Source organism: Paraburkholderia sp. CNPSo 3274 (assembly GCF_024206475.1).
Taxonomy (GTDB): domain Bacteria; phylum Pseudomonadota; class Gammaproteobacteria; order Burkholderiales; family Burkholderiaceae; genus Paraburkholderia.
This window is the reverse complement of record NZ_JAMBPR010000027.1, coordinates 83,909-105,086: the sequence shown is the minus strand read 5'-3', so window position 1 is coordinate 105,086 and position 21,178 is coordinate 83,909. Positions and strand designations below refer to the sequence as shown.

The 21,178-nt window shown below is 57.0% G+C and carries 15 protein-coding genes; 1 reads left to right on the top strand and 14 read right to left on the bottom strand.

Features of this window, described 5'->3' with window-relative positions; genetic code table 11:
• On the top strand, positions 1-274 hold a 274-nt coding region (locus tag M3I54_RS19940), incomplete at its 5' end, for a hypothetical protein (RefSeq protein ID WP_254338940.1).
• 51 nt (positions 275-325) lie between these two features.
• On the opposite strand, the gene M3I54_RS19935 is transcribed toward M3I54_RS19940, so the two are convergent.
• From M3I54_RS19935 to rfbA, 14 genes are all read right to left on the bottom strand, one after another.
• The gene (locus M3I54_RS19935; protein WP_254338938.1) at positions 326-1,516 is read right to left on the bottom strand and encodes a glycosyltransferase; all 1,191 of its coding nucleotides are present in this window, start codon (positions 1,514-1,516) and stop codon (positions 326-328) included.
• A complete protein-coding gene (locus M3I54_RS19930) occupies positions 1,513-2,628 on the bottom strand; it encodes a glycosyltransferase family 1 protein (protein ID WP_254338936.1) in 1,116 nt (371 codons plus the stop codon). Before M3I54_RS19930 ends, M3I54_RS19935 begins: the two co-directional genes overlap by 4 nt.
• Positions 2,616-3,770 (bottom strand): glycosyltransferase family 1 protein, encoded by a 1,155-nt coding sequence (locus tag M3I54_RS19925; protein WP_254338928.1) that lies wholly within the window; start codon positions 3,768-3,770, stop codon positions 2,616-2,618. The genes M3I54_RS19930 and M3I54_RS19925 overlap by 13 nt, the downstream gene beginning before the upstream one ends.
• A gap of 150 nt (positions 3,771-3,920) precedes the next feature.
• Positions 3,921-4,955 (bottom strand): GDP-mannose 4,6-dehydratase, encoded by a 1,035-nt coding sequence (gene gmd, locus M3I54_RS19920; RefSeq protein ID WP_254338902.1) that lies wholly within the window; start codon positions 4,953-4,955, stop codon positions 3,921-3,923.
• A gap of 102 nt (positions 4,956-5,057) precedes the next feature.
• Entirely contained in the window at positions 5,058-8,702 is a 3,645-nt protein-coding gene (locus M3I54_RS19915; protein ID WP_254338900.1) for a glycosyltransferase, read from the bottom strand.
• On the bottom strand, positions 8,702-10,240 hold the full coding sequence (locus M3I54_RS19910; protein ID WP_254338898.1) for a methyltransferase domain-containing protein: 1,539 nt from the start codon (positions 10,238-10,240) through the stop codon (positions 8,702-8,704). The genes M3I54_RS19915 and M3I54_RS19910 overlap by 1 nt, the downstream gene beginning before the upstream one ends.
• Positions 10,207-11,427, bottom strand: a complete 1,221-nt coding sequence (locus tag M3I54_RS19905) for an ABC transporter ATP-binding protein (RefSeq protein WP_254338896.1) — start codon at positions 11,425-11,427, stop codon at positions 10,207-10,209. Before M3I54_RS19905 ends, M3I54_RS19910 begins: the two co-directional genes overlap by 34 nt.
• On the bottom strand, positions 11,427-12,221 hold the full coding sequence (locus M3I54_RS19900; RefSeq protein ID WP_254338894.1) for an ABC transporter permease: 795 nt from the start codon (positions 12,219-12,221) through the stop codon (positions 11,427-11,429). The genes M3I54_RS19905 and M3I54_RS19900 overlap by 1 nt, the downstream gene beginning before the upstream one ends.
• Complete coding sequence (locus M3I54_RS19895) at positions 12,221-13,663, bottom strand: mannose-1-phosphate guanylyltransferase/mannose-6-phosphate isomerase (protein WP_254338892.1); 1,443 nt, start codon at positions 13,661-13,663, stop codon at positions 12,221-12,223. Before M3I54_RS19895 ends, M3I54_RS19900 begins: the two co-directional genes overlap by 1 nt.
• A gap of 237 nt (positions 13,664-13,900) precedes the next feature.
• Positions 13,901-15,103: a sulfotransferase family 2 domain-containing protein gene (locus M3I54_RS19890; RefSeq protein WP_254338890.1), complete on the bottom strand. Its 1,203-nt coding sequence runs from the start codon at positions 15,101-15,103 to the stop codon at positions 13,901-13,903.
• A gap of 306 nt (positions 15,104-15,409) precedes the next feature.
• A complete protein-coding gene (locus M3I54_RS19885) occupies positions 15,410-18,616 on the bottom strand; it encodes a glycosyltransferase (RefSeq protein WP_254338888.1) in 3,207 nt (1,068 codons plus the stop codon).
• 218 nt (positions 18,617-18,834) lie between these two features.
• The gene (gene rfbD, locus M3I54_RS19880; RefSeq protein WP_375542169.1) at positions 18,835-19,731 is read right to left on the bottom strand and encodes a dTDP-4-dehydrorhamnose reductase; all 897 of its coding nucleotides are present in this window, start codon (positions 19,729-19,731) and stop codon (positions 18,835-18,837) included.
• 13 nt (positions 19,732-19,744) lie between these two features.
• Positions 19,745-20,296, bottom strand: a complete 552-nt coding sequence (gene rfbC, locus M3I54_RS19875) for a dTDP-4-dehydrorhamnose 3,5-epimerase (RefSeq protein ID WP_254338884.1) — start codon at positions 20,294-20,296, stop codon at positions 19,745-19,747.
• Positions 20,281-21,174: a glucose-1-phosphate thymidylyltransferase RfbA gene (gene rfbA / locus M3I54_RS19870; RefSeq protein WP_254338882.1), complete on the bottom strand. Its 894-nt coding sequence runs from the start codon at positions 21,172-21,174 to the stop codon at positions 20,281-20,283. Before rfbA ends, rfbC begins: the two co-directional genes overlap by 16 nt.
• Between the last annotated feature and the right edge of the window lie 4 nt (positions 21,175-21,178).

The window sequence follows — 21,178 nt, the reverse complement described above, 5'->3', positions numbered from 1 at the left end:
TCATCCGGGCGCTCGCGATTGCGCGCTCGGACGTTTTGCCTTCCGCTACACAGACAGCGTCGGCACCCGGGATCAGTTTTCTATCGTGGCTCAATGGCTGGCCTGCACGTACCCCTGCCGACGCTTCGCCGACATCCTCGCGGATACCTGCGCACGGCTCGGGGCCGATGTGGTTCGCTATTCCTTCATCGCAGTGGACTTGCACCACCTACTCCTTGCCGGTCTCCCGGCGCACCTGTGTGAAAACGCGAAACTATACGGTTTTCGGGTGTAGCTTTACCCTACCTGTGCCGAAAGAAACATCACTGCCCCGCGCATCACCACTTTATCCAATAAAGTCAGCAAGCCTAACCATCAGCGGATCAATCATTCGCCCCCATCCATGCTCCCGCTCGACAAACATCCTTGCGTGCTCGGCCATTTGAATCGCTCCGGCTTCGTTGTCCGTCAGCCACTCGATCCGATCGACAAATTCCTCCGGCGTATTCGCGATCACCAGATCTCGACCGGCCTCCGCATGCAGCCCCTCATGTCCAGACGAAGTCGCCACAACAGGCAACCCCAGCGCCATGTACTCTAGAATCTTGTTCTGCACACCGGCCCCGATTCGCATCGGGCACACGCCAATGGCGCCATCCGTAGCCGAATCTGCTACTGACGCAACGCGCCCTGTCACGTCGACACCGTCATATGCCCTGAACCGCTCGGCAAGTGCGGGAGAAATCGAACCCACGATCCTGAACCGGTAATTCGCGCGCTTGCGCAGCAATGGCAACACCTCTTGTGCAAAGAAGTGGCACATATCCTCGTTCTGAACCGTCCGCATGTCTCCGATGAAGATCAGTACGCGGCTTGCCATACTACGCACCGAATACGGCAACCCTGACAGATCAACTCCGTTCGAGCACACGATCACATTCGCGGCGTGCAAGCCAGGAAACAGATAATCCTTATCGGTCTGCGAAACTAGTACGGACAAGTCGAAGTCGTCGACGATCGTGCGCTCGTAATCGCGCAACCGTTTCGCCTCGAGACTGAGCACGCGCGACTTGAGCCCCCGTGCATTCTTGAGTTGCCTGATCCGGCTGTAGTTAAGCGAGATCGCGTCGGTCATTTCGAGAACCCGCGGCTTGTCCGACTTGCGCACATACTCGGCGCAGCGCACCAGATGGACGAGTACGCCATCATGCGAAGGCATCATCCGTGCAACTGCCGCGGCAAATGCCCGACTGCGGTAGTAGGCGACCTGCAATGGCGTCCGCGTGGGAAGCGCAAGCAGCGTGTTGACGTACGAACGCGCCTTCGACAGGAAGACTCGCTCGACCCGGTCAAATACGCCGTCGTTGGGCAGCTCGCAGTCCATCTCTTCGCGCGACTCGCACAGGCTCAGCAGCGTTAGCGAATACTGGCGCGACAACGCTTTGCAGAGGTGATAAATCCTCAGTTTGTCCCCGCCGATCACCGGGTAGGGAAGTCTGGGCGTCAGCACCAGCAGCTTTTTCTTGTCTGTGGTCACGACAAACGTTCCCAGAATTGCTGAATCGCCGGCGCGACGATCGACTTCGAAAACAGACGCGCGCGGTCCACTCCGTCGCGGACCCTCGCATCGAACGTTTCTCCGCCGCTGCATATGCCCCGGATCTGCTCGGCCATCTCGCCAACCGAAAAGGGGTCGAAATGCAGACCGGCCCCCCCAACGATCTCGGGCATCGACGTCGTGTTACTGCACGCGACAGGCGTACCCGATGCCATCGCCTCCAACAGCGGTATGCCGAACCCTTCGAACAACGAAGCAAAGATGAATGCCCGCGCCTGCCGGTAGTGCAGCTTCAGCTCCTGGTCGGAAACATACCCGAACAGCTCGACATGACCTGCGAGTCCCAGTGCAGTTGCCCGCCGTAGAAAATATTCGTGATGCGCCGATTTAATCCCGGCAATGCGCAATCTGACGTTCTCGTCCAGCGTCGGCCTCGCCAACGCGAACGCTTGCAGGAGGCGATCGACGTTCTTGCTGGGCACTTCGCCCGCCACGGTAAACAGGTAGGGTTGGCGATCTGCCTGACTGAGGGGAGGAGCGAACCAGTCGTCCGGAATCGAACACGGAATGACGCGCACATCCTCTTCCGACAATCCGAACTGCTCAACCAGTTCCCGCTGGGTAAATCGGGATACGGTTAGCACGACGTCGGCGCGGCGAGCCAGCCGGGGCACCACATGCCGTCTGTACACGCGCCCGAACGTCTGATACAGGGATCTCGACGGAGGCAGCACGCGCCAAGGTTGCAGATAGATCAGGTCGTATATAACCGAGATCAGACGGGTCCGGCCCGTTGATCGCAATGGTCCGGTGTTGTACGGACAAAGCAGGTAATCCAGCTTCTGCGCCTCGCACAGGCGGGGCAGCTCGACCTGCTCCCACCATGGAAAGAAACCGCGCCCATCGCTAACGCATGGCCAATCCGTGGTTGTCACGCCGCTCGGCGCGAGACCCAGCACCGACGCACTAACCGGCTCGATCAGCTGACGCGCGAATCGTCCCATGCCGCGGTAGTTGCCAACCATCCAGGTGATATCCACCCCCAACTTCACGCTGCATTGCCCCGAGGCAGATTGAGTCAGGAGCGACATGAACCATCCAGGACAGTTTGATAGACCGCCACGGTCTTCGCGGCGCACGCCTGCCAGGTCAACTCGCCCGCTCTCGACAACCCTGCCTCGCGGAGCGCGTCAGCTTCGCGTGGACCCTCGATCACGAGGCGCATGGCATCGGCAATTTCACCTGCGCTGCAGGGATCGACCAAAATGGCGGCATCTGCCGCCACTTCGGGAACGGAGGTTGTATTGGACGCGATGACCAGAAGACCCGAAGCGAACGCCTCCACGACTGGCAATCCGAAGCCCTCGCCCAACGACGCAAACACCAGTGCGCTGGCCGATTGCATCAATGCACGCACTTCGAAATCGGGCAAATACTGCAACCAGCGAGTACCGCCTTCCGTTTCGCTCGCGCGCAGGCGGCCGACAACGCTTTCACACCCCCACCCGGCCATTCCGACGACAACCAATGGAAACTCTCGGCGTAAGTCGGCCGGAAGACTTGCGTGCGCATCCATGACCCGATCGAGATTCTTCCGCGGCTGCAAGGTCCCCACACACAGGAAGAACTGCGCAGGCAAGCCCAACCGCTTCAGCACCTCGTCACGGGCCGCACCGTCGATCTGTTCAAAAAACCGTGGATGCACACCCAAGGGAACCACGGAAATGTGATCTGCCGCGATGCCGAAATGCTCCACAATCGAGCGCTTCGAATACTCGGAAATCGTGATCACATGATCCGCCCACGCGCCCGAGCGCCGCAACAGCCAACGACGTAGCGCAGCCTGCTTCACGGTCGTCCACTCGGGATTCGACAACAGAATCGCATCCATCAAGGTCGCGATTACGGGCATCGCCGACAATTTTGGAATCAGATGATCGGTTGCATGGAACACGTCCACGTGCTCCATGACAAGCTCCGCCTCACCCATGCACTTCCACGGGCTCACAGCGCCCAGCGTTGCCATGACCTCGTGACGGCCGAGATTCACGGGCGGCCGGGCCCCCGGAAACACCTCATCGCCGACGTACGCGCGATAACCGGCGGGGACGAGATCGACCTCGCCCCCTGCAAGCAGGGCTCGCCCCAGTTCCCGCGTGTACGAGCCAATGCCGTCCACCCCGCCGCGTGCAATGCTACGGGCCAATGCCGTCGTACCAAAACCAACCTTCACCCAAGCCCCTTGTTATACATCCAGCGCAGTGCGTCTTCCCGCAATATTTCTTCGAGCGGCCCGACGACGCAATTACCCACCGCCTCCACAAGCCATGCGAAATCACGGCTGGTGAAGCCGGCGAGTTAGGTCACCAGCGGCTGCGGCGCATCAGAACGAGAAGCCGCGCTCGTTACGACGCAAGTCAGCTTCGACCATCATCGCGCACAACTGCTCGAGCGTGGTCTTCGGCTCCCAGCCCAGTTGCCGCTTTGCCTTTTCCGGATTGCCGATCAACAGATCCACTTCGGCCGGACGATAGAACTTCGGGTTGATCCTGACGAGCGTCTTGCCGGTCGCAGCGTCGATCGCGATCTCGTTCTCGTCACGCCCCCTGAACTCGAGGTCGACGCCGGTTGCCTTGAATGCCATGCGCACGAAGTCGCGTACGGTCTCGGTACGATTCGTGCCCAGCACGTAGGTGTCCGGCTCTTCGGCCTGCAACATGCGCCACATGCCTTCGACGTATTCCTTCGCAAAACCCCAATCGCGCTTCGCGTCGATGTTGCCCAGTTCGAGCACATTCAGTTGGCCGAGCTTGATCTTGGCGACAGAGTCGGTAATCTTGCGCGTCACGAACTCGCGGCCACGCAGGGGCGATTCGTGATTGAACAGGATGCCGCTGCAACCGAAGATGTTGTAGCTCTCGCGATAATTCACCGTGATCCAGTGAGCGTAGAGCTTCGCCACACCGTAGGGGCTGCGCGGGTAGAACGGCGTCGACTCGATCTGCGGAATGGCCTGCACCTTGCCGAACATTTCGGACGTGCTCGCCTGGTAGAAGCGGATCTTCGGGTTGACAATGCGAATGGCTTCGAGCAGATTCAGCGGGCCGATGCCGGTGATCTCCGCCGTGGTGGCGGGCTGGTCGAAGGACACGCCAACGAAGCTTTGCGCGGCGAGGTTGTATACCTCGGTCGCTTCTGTCGTTTGCAGCAAGCGAATGCTCGACGACAGATCCGTCAGATCGTACTCGACCAGATGGAGATTCGGATGCTTCGAGATACCTAGCTCTTCGATGCGCCAGAAGTTGACCGAACTCGTGCGGCGGTAGGTGCCGTAAACGGTATAGCCTTTTTCGAGCAGGATCTGGGCGAGGTAGGCACCGTCCTGACCGGTGATGCCGGTAATAATAGAAGTCTTCATAATCCCCTCAAATTAGCTTCAACAAAACTATCCAACGCATAAAACGGGCGCCTCCGGGCCGTCAAACTGCAAGCGACACCGGGCACGCGGAAAATCCTTGGTCTACACTTTTTGAGCCAGCATTGCTGCGCTCTGCTCCCACGACAGGAACGGGAGCCCCGTCGGCAACGGAATCGTTCCCGCCTCCCTCGAGGCCAGCCACTCGCGGACTGCGCCAGCAAGTTCCGGACCTTCGTTGGCGTCGAAATACGACGCATGGTTAGCGGCCACCTCCCTGAAGACGGGGATGTCACGCGCCAGAATCGGCAAACCGTGGCGGGCAGCCTCGATCAAAGGTAGCCCAAAGCCCTCTCCGGAAGATGCAGCAATCAGGCAGTCGCTCACCGCGTACACTTTCTCAAGGTACTCATCGCTGATGCTCTCCAGCCAAAACAAACGGTGATTGCGCTCGGCATGCGAACGAATCCTGTCTGCCAGCGCCTCCATCATCCAGCCTTGTTTGCCGACGATGACGAGATTGGCATCGGTACCGGTCGCCCACAACTGCTCGAACGCGTCGAGCACCAGAGCGTGCCCCTTGCGGGGCTCAAGCGTCCCCACCATCAGAAAACTCAGGCGTTGCTGGATCTTGTTCAATACGCTCGGCGCATCTTTTGGCACTCCCGTCGTCGGGACTGAATTTTCGATATCGGCCCCGAGGTGGAACCAGTCCAACGCGAACGGGCGCAGTCTTGCGACCTCATGAGATGCCATCCATGCATGCAGTTCGTCCGCTACCGCTTTCGAGATGCAGACCGCACCATCGCTTTCCGACACCACATCGAGCCAGCGCAGATAGTGGTCGACGAGCGAGTGCTCGAAATGGTCGCCCCGCAGCGGTAGCAGATCGTAGACAACGAACTTCACACAAACGCCCTGCTGACGCAAATGCTGATAGAAGTCTGCGTAACGCGGGACAACGCCCGGCGCGAGATCGAGACCGAGAAACACATCGCCTACGGCATATTCGATCGGCGCGTCGCGCAATTGACTGCCGTCCTTGCCCTGGAACCGCGCTATGTACTTTCTCGCGTAACGATAGGGCTCATCTGCGCTCGCATAGACGGGCTCCAGGCGATAACCTATCGGAGGCCTCATAAGCCATTCCCGAAGTATGCTGCGCACCACCCGCTGGATCCCGCTCTTCGCATCCTGTTGGACCAGCACTGAAATATCAACCAGCAGTTGCCGGGTGCCTGTGACTTCGTCGAGTAGCTGGGACTTGAGTTCAAATGAGCTCTGTGCCCACGTCGACCATGAAATCTTCGACGACTGAGGATGTTGACCCGTACCATACAACTTGAGCCATTCCGCCAGAGACGCACTCAACTCAGCAGCGGAGTTCCCGGTAAAAAAGTAGGCACCTTCTCCTGCTACTTCGCGGAATACCGGGATATCTCTCGCAATGACAGGCAGTCCATAGTAAGCAGCTTCAATCAATGACAGGCCGAAACCCTCATTGGCACTCGCAGCGACCAGCGCACTCGCCGCCTTATACAGGCTGACTAAATAGTTGTCGTCGATCCCCGCCAGCCAAAATAGCCGCTTGCCGAACTCGCTGTGTGCACGTACCTTTTTTGCAAAGGCATCCATCTTCCAGCCTAGGCGCCCCACAAAAGTCACGCAGATGTCGTGGCCAGTTGACCACAACGCTTCAACGGCCTCGAGGATCTGAACCTGCCTTTTTCGCGGTTCAATGGTCGATACACAGAGGAAGCTCGGGCAGCGCTGCATCGCCGCGATCACGCGTGCGGCTTCAGGCGGCAACGCGCCTTCCGCAACCTCCGGGAAATCAACCCCAATATGAACCCATGAACTATGGAAGCGCGAGGAAGTCGGTACTTCCTCGTCCCGGATCCAAGTCTGAAGGGCATCCGATGTCGCCTTGGATATGCATATCGCTCCATCCGTTGTGGCCATCACTGACAACAGTTTTTCGTGTAGCGTCTTAAGGTTCGCGCCATAGAAATGTTCCGGAAATTCGACCGGCAACAAGTCGTAAAGCACGAATTTGACCAAGACTCCCTGCCGCATTAGCTGTTGGTAGAAGGCGGCGTGCGCAGTTTGCACGCCGTGCTGCATGTCGAGCCCAAGAAAGATGTCACCGCGCTGCCACTGCAGGGTGCCGTCTCCGACGGTTTCATCCGGTGGTGCGTCGAGAAATTTTTGCGTAAACTGACGTGCGTATCGATACGGGCTGTCGACCGTCGCGTAGACGGGCTCGACCCGATAGCCCTTGGGAGGGTCATTCAACAGACAGCGCAGGTAGTTCCGGACGACTCGCTGCACTCCCGTACCCGCGTCGTTCTGGCAGAACTCGGAAACGTCGACCAGTAGTTGGCGAACGTATCCGGACCTCTGGTTCTGAGCAACACATGCGGCGAGCGGCACCAGCATATCTGCGTCGTTCGCGTCCGAGGCTTTGGCAGCAATCGCATGGAGCAACCGATCCTGCTCCCAGCTTTGCTCCAACCAACGCCTTGCTGGGGGCCGATCCAGCCTCTCCCACTCGGCGATAGCCTTGCGAGCTACCGTATCCCACGAAAAGTTCTTTGCCTGCACAAGGCCGTACTCCCGCAGTTGCTCGCGGAAGTTTGCATCTGTCAGTACCTGCGCCATCTTCTGGGACATGGCAGACACGTCCATGGGATCGAACATCGCATCCTTGCGCCCCATGACTTCCGGCAGGCTGGAGGCGTCGGCACAAATAACGGCCGCTCCGCAAGCCATTGCTTCGAGTACCGGCAGCCCGAACCCTTCGTGATACGAAGGAAACACGAACGCATCGCAGATCGCGTAAAGGGAACGCAGATCGTCATCACCCACATAGCCCGGGAATATTAGCTCCACGTCCGAAACGCCGAACTTGTCCGCGTGCTCGCACAATTCGGCCAGTACGCCTTCGGAAATCTTGCCTGCAAGCACCAGCTGAACGTTTGCGCGGACGTCTGCAGTGAGGAGCGAATAAGCCTCGATCAACCGAGGGAGGTTTTTGCGCTCGTCGGCCCCACCTGTGTGCAGCAGGAATGCACCGTTGATACCGAGTTTCTGACGCAGCGCGCCCGCTTCCAGTGCATCGAGAAGCCGCGGACTGACGGAATCCTCAATGGCCGAAGAAATCGCAAATATCTGCCCGGGAGGATAGTCAAGATAATCCACACCCTCCTGGCGAGAGAAATTCGAAACAGCCAGCAGCAGAGAGGCCTTTTTTAAATAGCCAATCTTCCGGTAGTAGTGGCGTGCCTCAATAGGCCTTGGATCGAGATAGTGCTTGGCGTCGACGAGCGGAATGAGATCAAACAGAGAAACACTTATCGGAGTTGCCCGATCGAACCGACCAATGCTCGATACGCTATGATCTGCCTCTCCCTCAAAAAAGCTACCAATATGGATGACATCCGGCTCCAGACTTGCGAGGAAGGCTTCTCGAACGAGTTCGGCGACTTCACGGCGCGTCGCATTTTCGCCGCTTGCTTCCTCTACCGGGTCAGGCGCCTGCCAGACGCGGATATTCTCCTGAGGCAACAGCCCGCAGAACTCCGCACGAATCGCTTCTATCGATTCGTGCATCATGCCGTTCAAGACAAGGATGACCTCATGGTCACCACGAACACGCACCACGCCTTTCGCAAAACCCAACACGTAACGGCCAATGTCCGTGAATCGGCTCTCAGTCTGAGCGCCTTGCATATCGATGACAATGCGCATCAGCGCTTCTCCCGTTGCGATTTGTCGAATTCTGCAGTCAGACTGGCATGAATACGATTCGCGTGCTCGCTAAGGCGCTCGACATGATTGGGCAGAGTGTTCAGGTCGACGGCTAGTCCGGCCGTCGACGCAGTCACGACATGCGTGAGACGCGCCTTTACTCGCGGCATGCGATTGAGCACGGCAAATACAGGCCAGCGCAACCAGGGCCGCTTGCTCACGTACAGCCCCGCCTTCCCGAGAACAGGCTTCAACGCCTGCTTTACTGTCACCGCTTGCTTGCCTCGCAACGCAAGGCTCACCCACCTCATGGGAGCAGTGACACGCCATGACATGCTCCGATAGACCGCATCCAATTGAACATGTACCAGCTGCAATTGAGCATTTGCCTGATGCGCCACCTCTTCTGCATGCCGCGCACGGTGCTCTGCACCGTGCATTTGAGTCTCAGCATGCTCGAGCCGCTCTTCGACCTGTTGGCGTTGATGCTCCTCAATATGCAACCGTCCCTCAGTAGAGCGCAATTTTCCTTCTACGGAATAAAGCCGCTCCTCAGCGGTGTGCAATTTTCGTTCTACGGAATAAAGCCGCTCGTCAGCGGTGTGCAATTTTCCGTCTACGGAAAAAAGCCGCTCCTGAGTGATGTGCAATATTTCTTCTGAGGAACGAAGCCGCTCCTGAGTGATGTGCAATATTTCTTCTGAGGAACGAAGCCGCTCCTGAGTCTGTCCGAGGCGTGCGTCCAGCTGCGAAATACTCGATGCGATCCTCGCCTCGTAGCGATGAACCAGCACGTCGATCGTCAGACCATATTCCGCCGCGAACGCATCGTCAAACGCACCTTGGCTCGAGTTGGCATCTTTCTGCGCGACAATCGCATAGTCGGGGCTCGCTCCGCGCAACACATCCAGAAAGCCAACGGGCACTGCCGCGTCGTTGAGTTCTGGAGCCTCTTGCAGCCGGACCACTTTGACGCGATCGAACCCCGCATGTTCCACAACAAAAGAGAGCAGCAGCGGAGGAATAGGCTTCTGGTGCGACGGATCGAGGTAAAAATTGGACGTCGCTACGGCGATATTTTCAGGGTTCGGCGTTTCGAGAATCAACAATCCGCCCGGCTTCAGCACGCGCAAAGCCTCACTGACGAGACTGCGCAACTGATCGAAGCTCACGTGCTCGACAACATGAAAAGCCGAGATCAACGCGTGACTGTCCGATTCAAGCGTCGCGAGATGCGCAATTGCGTCGGCCTGAAGTACCGGCAGATTTCGCTCTCGACATGCCTCCAGCATCTCGGCGTCGAGGTCCGCGCCGAGCGCGGTAAAACCGGTTTCGACCATCAACTCCAGCCACTCGCCGCGGCCACAGCCCAAGTCGAAGGTCTTTTCGCCCGGATACAGCGTCGCCAGCGGCTGGACGAACGGCATGTATTTCGCCAGCCGGCTTTTGATCAACTCCCGGGAGCCCCGATACCGGTCTTCGAACGCGCGATAGAAACTGTCCACTACGGCAAGCTCCGCACCGTCGTTGGTATCCACGCCACTCCGACAAAATTTTCCATTTTTATATTAACAACGTTGAAAACCAATGCGCGGTCACGCCATTGATAATTGTTGGCGATGTGGGCGTTTCCCGTGTGCAGCGCCACCGCTACCGAATAGCTACCCACGCCAAGGTTCGCCAAAAATTCGAAATAGAGTTCGACTAACTGGCCCTCGGCCAGATCGACCATCACTTGCTTCAGGTGATAGGTATTCGTTCCGAACACCGTCTGTCCCAAGCGATCCTTGATCATGTACCCGACGACCAGTTCGGGGATCGCGTATACGCATTTGACCTTGATGCGCATCGCAACTGGCTGGCCAACTCCGACGACTTCAATGGCCTGACCGGATTCATCCAGCAACACAACTTCGTCGATCACTGCCTCGCCGGTTCCGGAAACGGTTTGCACCGTACCGTCTTCCAGCTTCTCTTGCTTGACCTCATGGTTCTTACGGTCGGCCAACATAGCGTTGTAGTAATCCATCACCGCCTCTGGCGGTCCCTCCATTTCGAGCCGCCCAGCATTCAGCAGGATCGCTCGATCGCAGATGGCCTGTATTGCCGCCTTGTCGTGAGCCACGATGAGCAGCGTCGTGCCTTGCTTGCGAAACTCGCGAATCCGTTCGAAGCTCTTATGCTGGAAATACGAGTCGCCTACCGACAGCGCCTCGTCGACGATCAGCACGTCAGGCCGTCGGGCCGTCGCCACGCTAAATGCCAAACGCACTTGCATGCCGCTCGAATACACTCGCACGGGCTCATCGATATATTCGCCAATTTCGGCGAACGCCTCGATTTCAGACATCAAAGCGAGAATCTCTTCAACGCTGTAACCGAGCAGTTGCCCGGCCATCATGACATTCTGACGCCCGGTAAAGTCGGGATGAAAACCCATCCCCAGCTCAAGTAGCGCTGCAACACGCCCGGTTAGGGTCACGGCGCCAGTGGTGGGCTGCGTGGTCCCAACGATCATTTTCAACAAGGTGCTCTTGCCAGCACCGTTAATACCGATGATGCCTAGCGCTTCCCCGGACTGAACCGAGAAGTTCACGTCCTGGAGTACCCAGTGGAGCTTGTGGTGCGCCTTACCACGTGGGTCCATCCATTCGACGAGACGGGACCAGCGGGTCGGGTATTGCTTGTAGGCCTTGCCGACATTGGTAACGGTAATGGTTCCCATCAGAGTTCATCCACCATTTCGCCCACATGCTTGCGGAACAACCTGAAACCGAAGACGCATAACCCGACGCTCAGTACCGCGACGAGCCAGAGTTGCGACCAATCCGGCCACTCGCCTTGCATCATGACGCCCTGGAAAGCTTCGATCAACGATGCCATTGGATTGAACTGCATCCCTGCCTGGATGCGCTTGGGCAGAATGTCGGCCGAATAGACGATTGGCGTCAGCCAGAACCAGAAATTCAGCACGATGCCAAAGAACTGGCCGACGTCACGGAAGAACACATTGAGTACCCCTAGCGTAATGCCAAGGCCGATGGCGAACAATGTCAGCAGGATCAGCAACGGAATGAGAGCAAGAAACGCCAAGCCGGGAAACGTGCCTGAGACCAACGTGAAGGCAACAAACAACCCGAACACGATCGCAAAATTAACCAGCGCGTTGACCACCACGATCACCGGCAGACACAACCGCGGAAAGCTCAGCTTCTTGATCATGTTGGCGTTCTCTATGAACGCATTCTGGGCGCGACTGACGATTTCGACGAACATGCCCCATGGCAGCACACCCGCGCACAAGTGTATGCTGTACGCGAAGCTGCTATCCACACCGGGCAAGCGGGCATGCATAACTTTCGCAAAGACCACCGTATAGACGACAATCATCGCCAGCGGATTGAGCACCGTCCACGCCGCACCCAGCAAGGAATTGCGGTACTTGGACTGGAACTCCCGCTTGACGCTCCCCAGGATGAACCCGCGATATGCCCAAAGGGCTCGTAGCAATCCCAGCATCAAGCCCGCCCGTAGACATCCTGGAAGCGAACGATATCGTCTTCCCCCAGGTACTCACCGCTCTGAACTTCGATCATCACGAGGTCAAGGACGCCCGGGTTCTCAAGGCGATGCTTGTGGCCGGCAGGAATGTACGTGGACTCGTTGGTGCGAACGAAGATTTCCTTATCGCCGTTCACGACCTTGGCCATCCCGCATACCACTATCCAGTGTTCGTTACGATGGTGGTGCATCTGCAGGCTCAGGCTGGCGCCCGGCTTGACTTCGATGCGCTTGATCTTGAACCGTGGGCCCTCTTCCAGCACCGTATAGGTTCCCCACGGGCGGCTAACAGTGCGATGCAGTTTGTACGCTTCGTGGTTCTGCTTCTTCAGGCGAGCGACGACCTGCTTGACGTCCTGCGCGCGATCCGGATGAGCGACCAGCAGCGCGTCCGGCGTATCGATGATCATCAGATCGGCCACGCCCACTGACGCTACGAGGCGTTCCTGGCTCTGCACATAGACGTTACTGCTATCGACGAAGATCGCATCTCCAACGGCGCGGTTGCTGTCCTCATCCGGAGCAACGAGATCACGGACTGCCCCCCACGAGCCAATATCGCTCCAGCCAAAACTGGAAGGTACCACCACCACGTTCGACGAGCGCTCCATCACCGCGTAGTCGATCGAGATGTCGGGCATCTTCGCGAACGACTCAGTGGGAATTTCGAGCATCTGTGCTGATGCGCTGCCAGCCGTCAGCGATGCCCAGCATGCGTTGGCTGCCACCGTGACCTCCGGCGTGTGCCGGGCCATTTCTTCGAGAATGGCGCCCGCCTTGAAACAGAACATGCCCGAGTTCCACAGGTAGTTGCCGGCTGCCACATATTCGGCAGCCTTGGCCGCGTTCGGCTTCTCGACGAAACGCAGCGCGATCCGTCCTTCTCCGATTCTGTCTCCGACCTCGATGTAGCCGAAGCCAGTATCGGCATTGGTCGGCACGATGCCGAACGTGACCAGCTTGCCCTGCTGCGCCAGTTCAGCGGCACTGGAAACGGCGGCCGCAAATGCGTGCTGATCCTGAACCAGATGATCGGCTGCGAGAACAAGCATCAGCGCATCACGGCCGTACTTCTCCGCGACGTAATACGCCGCCATCGCCACGGCAGGCGCCGTGTTGCGTCCCGACGGCTCGAGCAGGAACGCACCAGGCTGCTCGCCGAGATTCGCCAACGCGAACTCGTCTTTGCTCATGAAGTAGTAATCGCGGTTGGTGACCGTCAGGAGTTCCCCCCGCTGCGATTCCGCATCGTCGCCCGCTACGGCCGCCGCACGACGGTACGTTTTCAGCAGTAGGCTCTCACCGTCAGCGAGTTTCATAAACGGCTTCGGGTGCCCTTCACGGGAGACTGGCCAAAGCCGTGTGCCAGCGCCACCAGACAGGATGACGGGGATTAACATCTCTTTCACTCCAGAAATAATATTCGCTGGCGAACGGAAGCCTTCGCCACGTGGATCGATGAGCCGTCGGCGTAGGGATCAGCCGATCAGGACTGATCCGGGTGGGACAGAATTATACCTGGTGGCCAAGCGGCCCCACGAAGGATGCCTGCGTCCTCACCGGGCCGGACGAGCCAATCGGTCACGCCCCAATATCGTCCCCCTACATGGACGCCCATCACGGTCGATACCCTGATGCTACTCGACTGCGACTTCGACATCGCAAAAAGCACCCGAGTCGCCATCGTCAAGCCAGCCGATTCCTTCCTGTACCAAAGTCAACCGTAGAAAATAACGCCCTGGGACCGCAGGTGCTATTGCGGATACCCGCACATTCTGGTCCTCGCCCGGGATCAGAGAAGCAGGTAATCTCGTGCGCTCTCCATCGAACACCACGACCTGCGAACGCTCGCCGTCGAGCCAGTGATACGACACATGCACCGGATTCGATCCGCGGCTGGCGAGTTGATAGCAGGAAGAGTTGTGCAAGCTGATCTCGGCCCTGAACTGCTGGTTTGCAGGCACCCGTGACGGCGCATCAAGGATCGTCACCTTTATCTGTGTTCTTGCCGGCCCTGCAATTGGCACGTGCCATGACTTCCTGACCAACGTGTGGGACTGCCGGTACCGGTCCATCAAAAGTGAACGCAGCATCTCGCCCACTCGTTCCTCGAAGAGCTGACAAGCCCAGACATACAACTCCTGATCGAGCGGAGTCAACTCACGAATGGCATCGGCTTCATCCTCCGATAACTCGCCATCTCCCGATCGATTGGACGATATATTCAGTTTGGGAACCGAAAAACTCGGAAAAAAACCGAGTTCGTAGGCGAGAAGGCTCATCGAGTCGCGCATCCGCTCGGTGATGCCAAAGAACGCAAACGATTCAAGGCGCCTTTTTGCAAGATCAAGCAATGAGCGGTCATTTTTGCGAGCCGCAAGCTCCTTTATAGCTGCCTGCCCGTAACCGATTGGATCACGTGCCAGCTTGTCATAATCAAGGTCGGCCGCAAGAAACAGAGTCTGTGTGTTAACGATATCCCAGTTCGTTTCAGCGTCTCGAACAAAATCCAGCAAGGACCAACGCTCTTCTTTCATTTTCTGATGGCGATATGCATTGGCATCGCGCATCGCGTGCGAGTACCACGACACCGTCCGCTGCGCCGGGTCCCGCAGCATCGTGAGGTAGGTTAGTTTCCGCTTCGTATAGGCATCTAAACCGTGCCAGAGATGCCCACGAAACAGCCTATATCTATCCACGAACTGCAGTGGCAGCGCGAACAGTTCCGGAAGCAGCCGCGCCGGGCAAATGTCTTCTGGATCGAATTGATCGTCAAGAAAGGAAGTAAGTGAAGTTCCGCCAGTCTTGGGGATATGGAGGTAGTAAACGGGGTCCGCCACTTTTTTTCACCTTTACAAAAGCAGCTCGATCACGAGCGTTCTATCAGATTCGAGTGCGAGTATTTTACAAGACGGATCCGCACCGCATTCTCCAATTTGGGCATCCGCAATTCAAACATGTCAGTCAGTTTGTACGGCGACTGAGTGCTCACGAGTTATGACCTTGCCCGGACGGTCGTTACGCAGTTCGTCTATTTCTGGACGACGTTACATCCAAGATTAATTTTCGATCTAAATTTTCAAAAAATTTAATCATAAGATCGACGGTCAATTTCGCGCGAGATGACGTCATCCATCTGCATAAAATCAATCAGGCGTACTGTCGGATTCAAATTTTTTAGATAAAGCATCTAACCGCACCTTCATAGCTTCTCCGACCACGTCCGGGCTATAACTGCTCTCGATCCACTTGCGCGCATTCCGCCCTCTTACCATCGCTTCTGACGGATCGGTTGCGACTTGCCTCATAATATTTGCCGCCGCCTCCACATCCGGCTCGGCCCAGACCTGACCCTCGGAGCACGGATATTCGTGCTCTTCTACACGTCGCAACTGATAAGGTACGGGATAGCCAGTATCATTGTTCAGAAAATCTACCGACCCTGAAAAGTCCGTACCTATAACGATCCGTTCAAAGGTCATCGCCTCAGCCATTCCAAGCCCGAAACCCTCAGCACGATGGAGGGAAACGTAGGAATCCGACGCGCGAATCAAGCCAAGCATCTCATTGCGCGGCATGTTGCTATCGAACAACATAATGCGCGGATCGCGCCTCATCGCTTCTTCGATTATCGCCTTAATGTCCGGAAAGTGCCCGGGCGCCCCAGTCGACTTGATAACCAATCCGACGTTTTCGTTGCCGCGAGGAAATGCCTTCTGGAATGCATACAGCACACCAAGCGGATTTTTCCTGAACGGCGACGAATAGTAATCGAAGCTGAACATAAAATAGAAACGCCCTTCATCCATCCCGAAATGAGCTCGCGCGGGATGGTCGCCAGCGGTATCTTCCATAGCCGGCGGCATGACGACGATTGGGCCCTCGAATATATGAGAGAAGGCTTTCGCGATGTAGGCATTAGGCGCCCATATTTCATGAATATTCGCCAAATTAGCCCGCCATTCCTCAGGGGCGCGAGGAAGCTCCCAGTATGGACACAAAATATTGTACGAATTGTTCAACAAGCCCGGGGCGACTGACCGGAAAACAACGGGTACCTGGTCACACGCAACTCCGATAACATTGATCTCGCGCGGATGCGCTTCATCATATCGTTGCGGCATGAATGGCTCGAGCATCCGAGTTTCAATACCAACGCGGAACGGATACACCGCAAAACGCAATTTGGCCGCCTCGGCCGCCCTCAGGTTCGCACGAAATGCCTGACCTAGCCCAAGCGCGCCCTCGGCGTAACCGATGAACAATGTACCCGGGAGTTTCTCCTCGCTCACCGGTGGAACGGGCCTCGTGACGATTGACTGATTATTGCGACCAGAAAACCGCAAACGCTGCGCGACCCGCTGTTTGACCCATTGAGTGCGCGTCCTGAAGTACGGCCCGACGAGCCGCGTTGACGAAACCGAAAACGCGGTCCGCCAGCCATATGGCTCCAGGTTATCGGCAAAGAACGTCAGAAGAGTCCCCGTTCGCCGCATACCCCTTGCCACCGCTCCTCGCACACGTCTCGCGCTTTTCATGGTGGGCGGTGCGGCGAATGTCGGTTTTGGAAGAGTCAGGGGCGGTTGGTTGCCGCCCTTTCGCGTTTCGACTGTTAGCAGTCTGCCCTCATCCTCGGCGATGAGGGCACGGCGAATCGCGAGACTCGTTTCACGCCACGAAAAGCGTGTGCGAATGGTCCTTACTCCGATGTCTGAGAGCAACCGATAGCGCTTCGCATCCATGTCATTTGCTTCGAACAAGAGCGCCGTGAGATTCTCAACAGACGGTTCCCACCAGTTACCGACATCTCCAAATCCCTTGTCGGAATAGTCAGCGGCAATAGGTGTTCCCATGAGAGCCAGGGCACCGGGAACCACGAAATCTGCTGTCCCGCCGAAGTTGCCGAAGATGGCAGGCGTCCCACAGGCCATTGACTCGGCGACGCCGAATCCGAAACCCTCCGAACGCGACGAGCACACCGTAAAATCGACGCTGCGATAGATGGCAGCCAGCGACTCGTCGTCCACGCCCGAAATATTCTCGTAGACGGAAATACCGTCTTCTGGAAACTCGGCAATGCGGAAATTCTTCCACAGACGAGTACTGGCGGGAGCAGGCATTGTTTCAAGGATGCCAATGCCCATCAAGATCAATTTGGCGCCGGGCTGCGCACGGTGAAACGGTGCCCAAGCCTTGAGCATGACGTCCAGACCTTTACGGTACTGGTTGCGCGCGAACCAAAGAAAGGTCTTCCCATCGGAGAAGCGCTGCGTGCCGCCCCAAGGCTGGAAGACATCACTTTCGACGCCGAGAGGGACGTAATGCACTCGACCAAAACCAGCTTGCTTGAAAACCTCCGTGTTCCAACGCGACGTAGTCAACACGAGCTTGTATTGATCCCTGAACGCCAGCCACGCATCTGGGAGCCGGGTTGTCTCCCAGACTGAATACAGGTATTGAAAAGGCTCGGCTCCTGGATGAGAGAAAATTAATTCAGCAGCATCAGGGTGAACAAATCCGTACTTTCGCAGGTACGGATGCAAATGCTTGTTGATGATATTCCACGAATTGGTCGCATCCGATTTGTGATTGTGATGCGCGACATATCGTCCAAGAAACTTTTGCGCAAAAAGTTCCTTGTTTTTCTTCAAATATTTGAGCTTGAATTCGCTGGGCTTCGCCGAAACCGTCGAACTTGTCCAATGCTCGATTTGCGAGTGGGGGAAATAAGCGCACGTGTAGCCGGCATCCCTAAGGCGGAAACCGAAATCCGCATCCTCGTGGTAGAACCCGTAATCATCGTCAAGGAAACCGATCTTCTGAATCACCGACATTCGCATCCCTGCAAACGTCAGTTCACAAAAATCGGCCTCCAGTCGGTGCGTATTCCCATGGGGCGGCGTGAAATCATGAGCGAACGAAAGCGTCTCAAGATCCCAGTAAACACGATATGCGAGTTGCTTGAATGAAGCAGCTACGTCTATCAGCAACTGCGCCGGCGCCGCGATGCCGAGATCCGGATCAGCCATCAATTCAGCGAGCAATTCCCGAACGACGTCGGTACTGAACGAAATGTCGTTATTTCCAACAAACAAGAATTCACACCCACGCTCGGCAGCGATTCTCGCGCCGATGTTGCATGCCTCTGTGTAGGTATGTGGACGCTCGAGCTGCACGAAGCCTACTCCGGCCTTGCGGCACACCTCCTCAGTGTGATCGGTACTACCTTGATCGAGAACAACGACCAGTTCCCCCGGAATCCGCAAGGTCGGCAACATCCGCTCGAGCAGTCGGCCACCATTGATTGACGGAATAGCAACGAGGGATTTTTGAAGGGCAGCTTCAATAAGCATAATATTTAGCCTCGGATCGCTATGGGCATGAATTAAAGCACGAATTCGGAAGGCAACGAACCGACCGGATCAAGCCCGCGATCGTGTAGTGTCCACGGGTGTATTCGACGACGACGGACGCCGCTATAGAGGCCGAACGGCTCGCGTTGGCCGCACACGCACCGTCGGAAAATAAAAAACGACAACCGCGCGTGAACGCCCCGAATCGGGAGCACTCGTCAAAGCGCCCTCATGCAAAGCTTCAACGCGTCTTCCCAGTCCGGCGCATACAGGCCGAAACGCTCGCCGAGTTTCGCGTTTGACAAACGCGAATTGGTCGGTCGACACGCGGGCGTCGGGTAGGCACTTGCGGGAATAGGCTTTACGATTGGCTTGCTCTCGAGATTCGACAACCGGAAAATTGCTTGTGCAAAACCATGCCACGAAGTCGAGCCAGACGCAGTCATGTGATAGAGGCCCGAGTGGACGTGCCACCAGTCATTCCACCCGGCACTACCCGCGCCAATCGCTTGCGCAATTACGTCAGCAGTCATCGTCGCGATCGTGCTGGACCACGTCGGTGCGCCGATCTGATCGGCAACTACAGCAAGCTCAGGTCGCGAAGCACCGAGGCGAAGCATCGTTAGCATGAAGTTCTTGCCGCGCGTGCCGTACACCCAACTCGTGCGAAAGATGAGATGTGAGCAACCTGACGCCGCGATAGCCTGCTCGCCCGCGAGTTTGCTCTTTCCGTAGACGTTCTGTGGATTGACCGGATCATCTTCGACATACGGCTCGCCTTTCTCTCCGGAGAAGACATAGTCAGTCGAATAGTGAATCAGGGCTGCACCGATGCGCTTCGCTTCTTCGGCGAACACAGCAGGCGTTTCAGCGTTTAACCGCGTTGCAGCGGCAACATCGATTTCTGCGTTGTCGACGGCGGTATATGCTGCGGGATTAACAATCAGATCGGGCTTGGTCGTACGCACTGCGTCTCGCACGAGATCGAGATTCGTGAGATTGAGACGACTACGGTCGAACGCCACCACCTCGCCGAGTCCTTGCAGGCTCCGCTCCAGTTCAAATCCCACTTGGCCGTTTATGCCAGTGAGCAGGATCTTTTTTCGATCGCGCATCGTTACGTAAGCCTCACTCGAAACACTCAGCTTCGCCCAACAGCTTGCCGGCCGCATCCTTTACAGCAAGCAACGGCTCGGAGTCGAGCGGCCACTTGATACCAATTTCCGGATCGTTCCACACGATGCTGCGCTCGTGCTCCGGAAACCAGTAGTCGGTCGTCTTGTACAGGAATTGCGCGGACTCGGACAGCACGAGAAATCCATGCGCAAAGCCCGGTGGCACCCACAACTGTCTATGGTTATCGGCCGAAAGATTCACACTAACCCATTTACCGAAATTCGGCGAACTCCTCCGGATATCGACGGCGACATCGAATACCTCACCCTCGACGACGCGCACCAGCTTGCCTTGCGCATTTTGAATCTGATAATGCAACCCACGCAGCACGCCCTTTGCGGAACGCGAGTGATTATCCTGCACGAACTCGACGCCCGGCTCAACGCGCTCAGCGAATTCACACGCATTGAAACTTTCGAAGAAGAAGCCGCGTGCATCGCCGAATACCTTCGGCTCGACGATCTTCACTTCGGGAAGCTCAGTGGCTGTTACCGTGATGGCCATGCAACCTGATCCGTAAGAATGTTCAACAAATATTTTCCGTAGCCGTTCTTGGCGAGCGGGGACGCGAGCTTATGCAACTGTTCCGCATCAATCCATCGACTGCGATACGCAATCTCTTCCGGACACGCCACCACCAGCCCCTGTCGCTTCTGCAACGTAGCAATAAATGTCGCCGCATCGATCAGCGAATCGTGCGTACCGGTATCAAGCCACGCATAGCCGCGACCCATGATCTCAACGTTCAGCGAACCATCGGCGAGATAGCGGGAGTTCACATCGGTAATCTCGAGCTCGCCGCGCGCGGACGGCTTGATATCAGCCGCGATATCGCACACGCAATTGTCGTAAAAGTACAGCCCCGTCACCGCGTAGTTCGAACGCGGCTCCTGCGGCTTCTCTTCGATCGACAATGCGCGGAAGCGCTTGTCGAATTCGACTACACCATACCGTTCCGGATCTTGCACGTGATACGCGAAGACAGTCGCGCCGCTCTCACGGGCGTTGGCGCTCTCGAGTTGTTTCGCGAGGTCGTGACCGTAGAAGATGTTGTCACCGAGAATCAGTGCGGACGGATCATTGCCGACGAATTCGCGTCCGATGATAAACGCCTGTGCAAGCCCATCGGGCGACGGCTGCACCGCGTACTGAATGTTCATGCCCCACTGGCTACCGTCGCCGAGCATCGACTCAAAGCGTGGCGTGTCCTGCGGCGTCGAGATGATGAGCAAGTCGCGGATGCCAGCGATCATTAGTGTCGACAGTGGGTAATAGATCATCGGCTTATCGTAGACCGGCAGCAGTTGCTTCGAGACCGCATGCGTGATCGGATAGAGCCGCGTGCCGGAACCGCCCGCTAAAATAATACCTTTGCGCGCCATGACG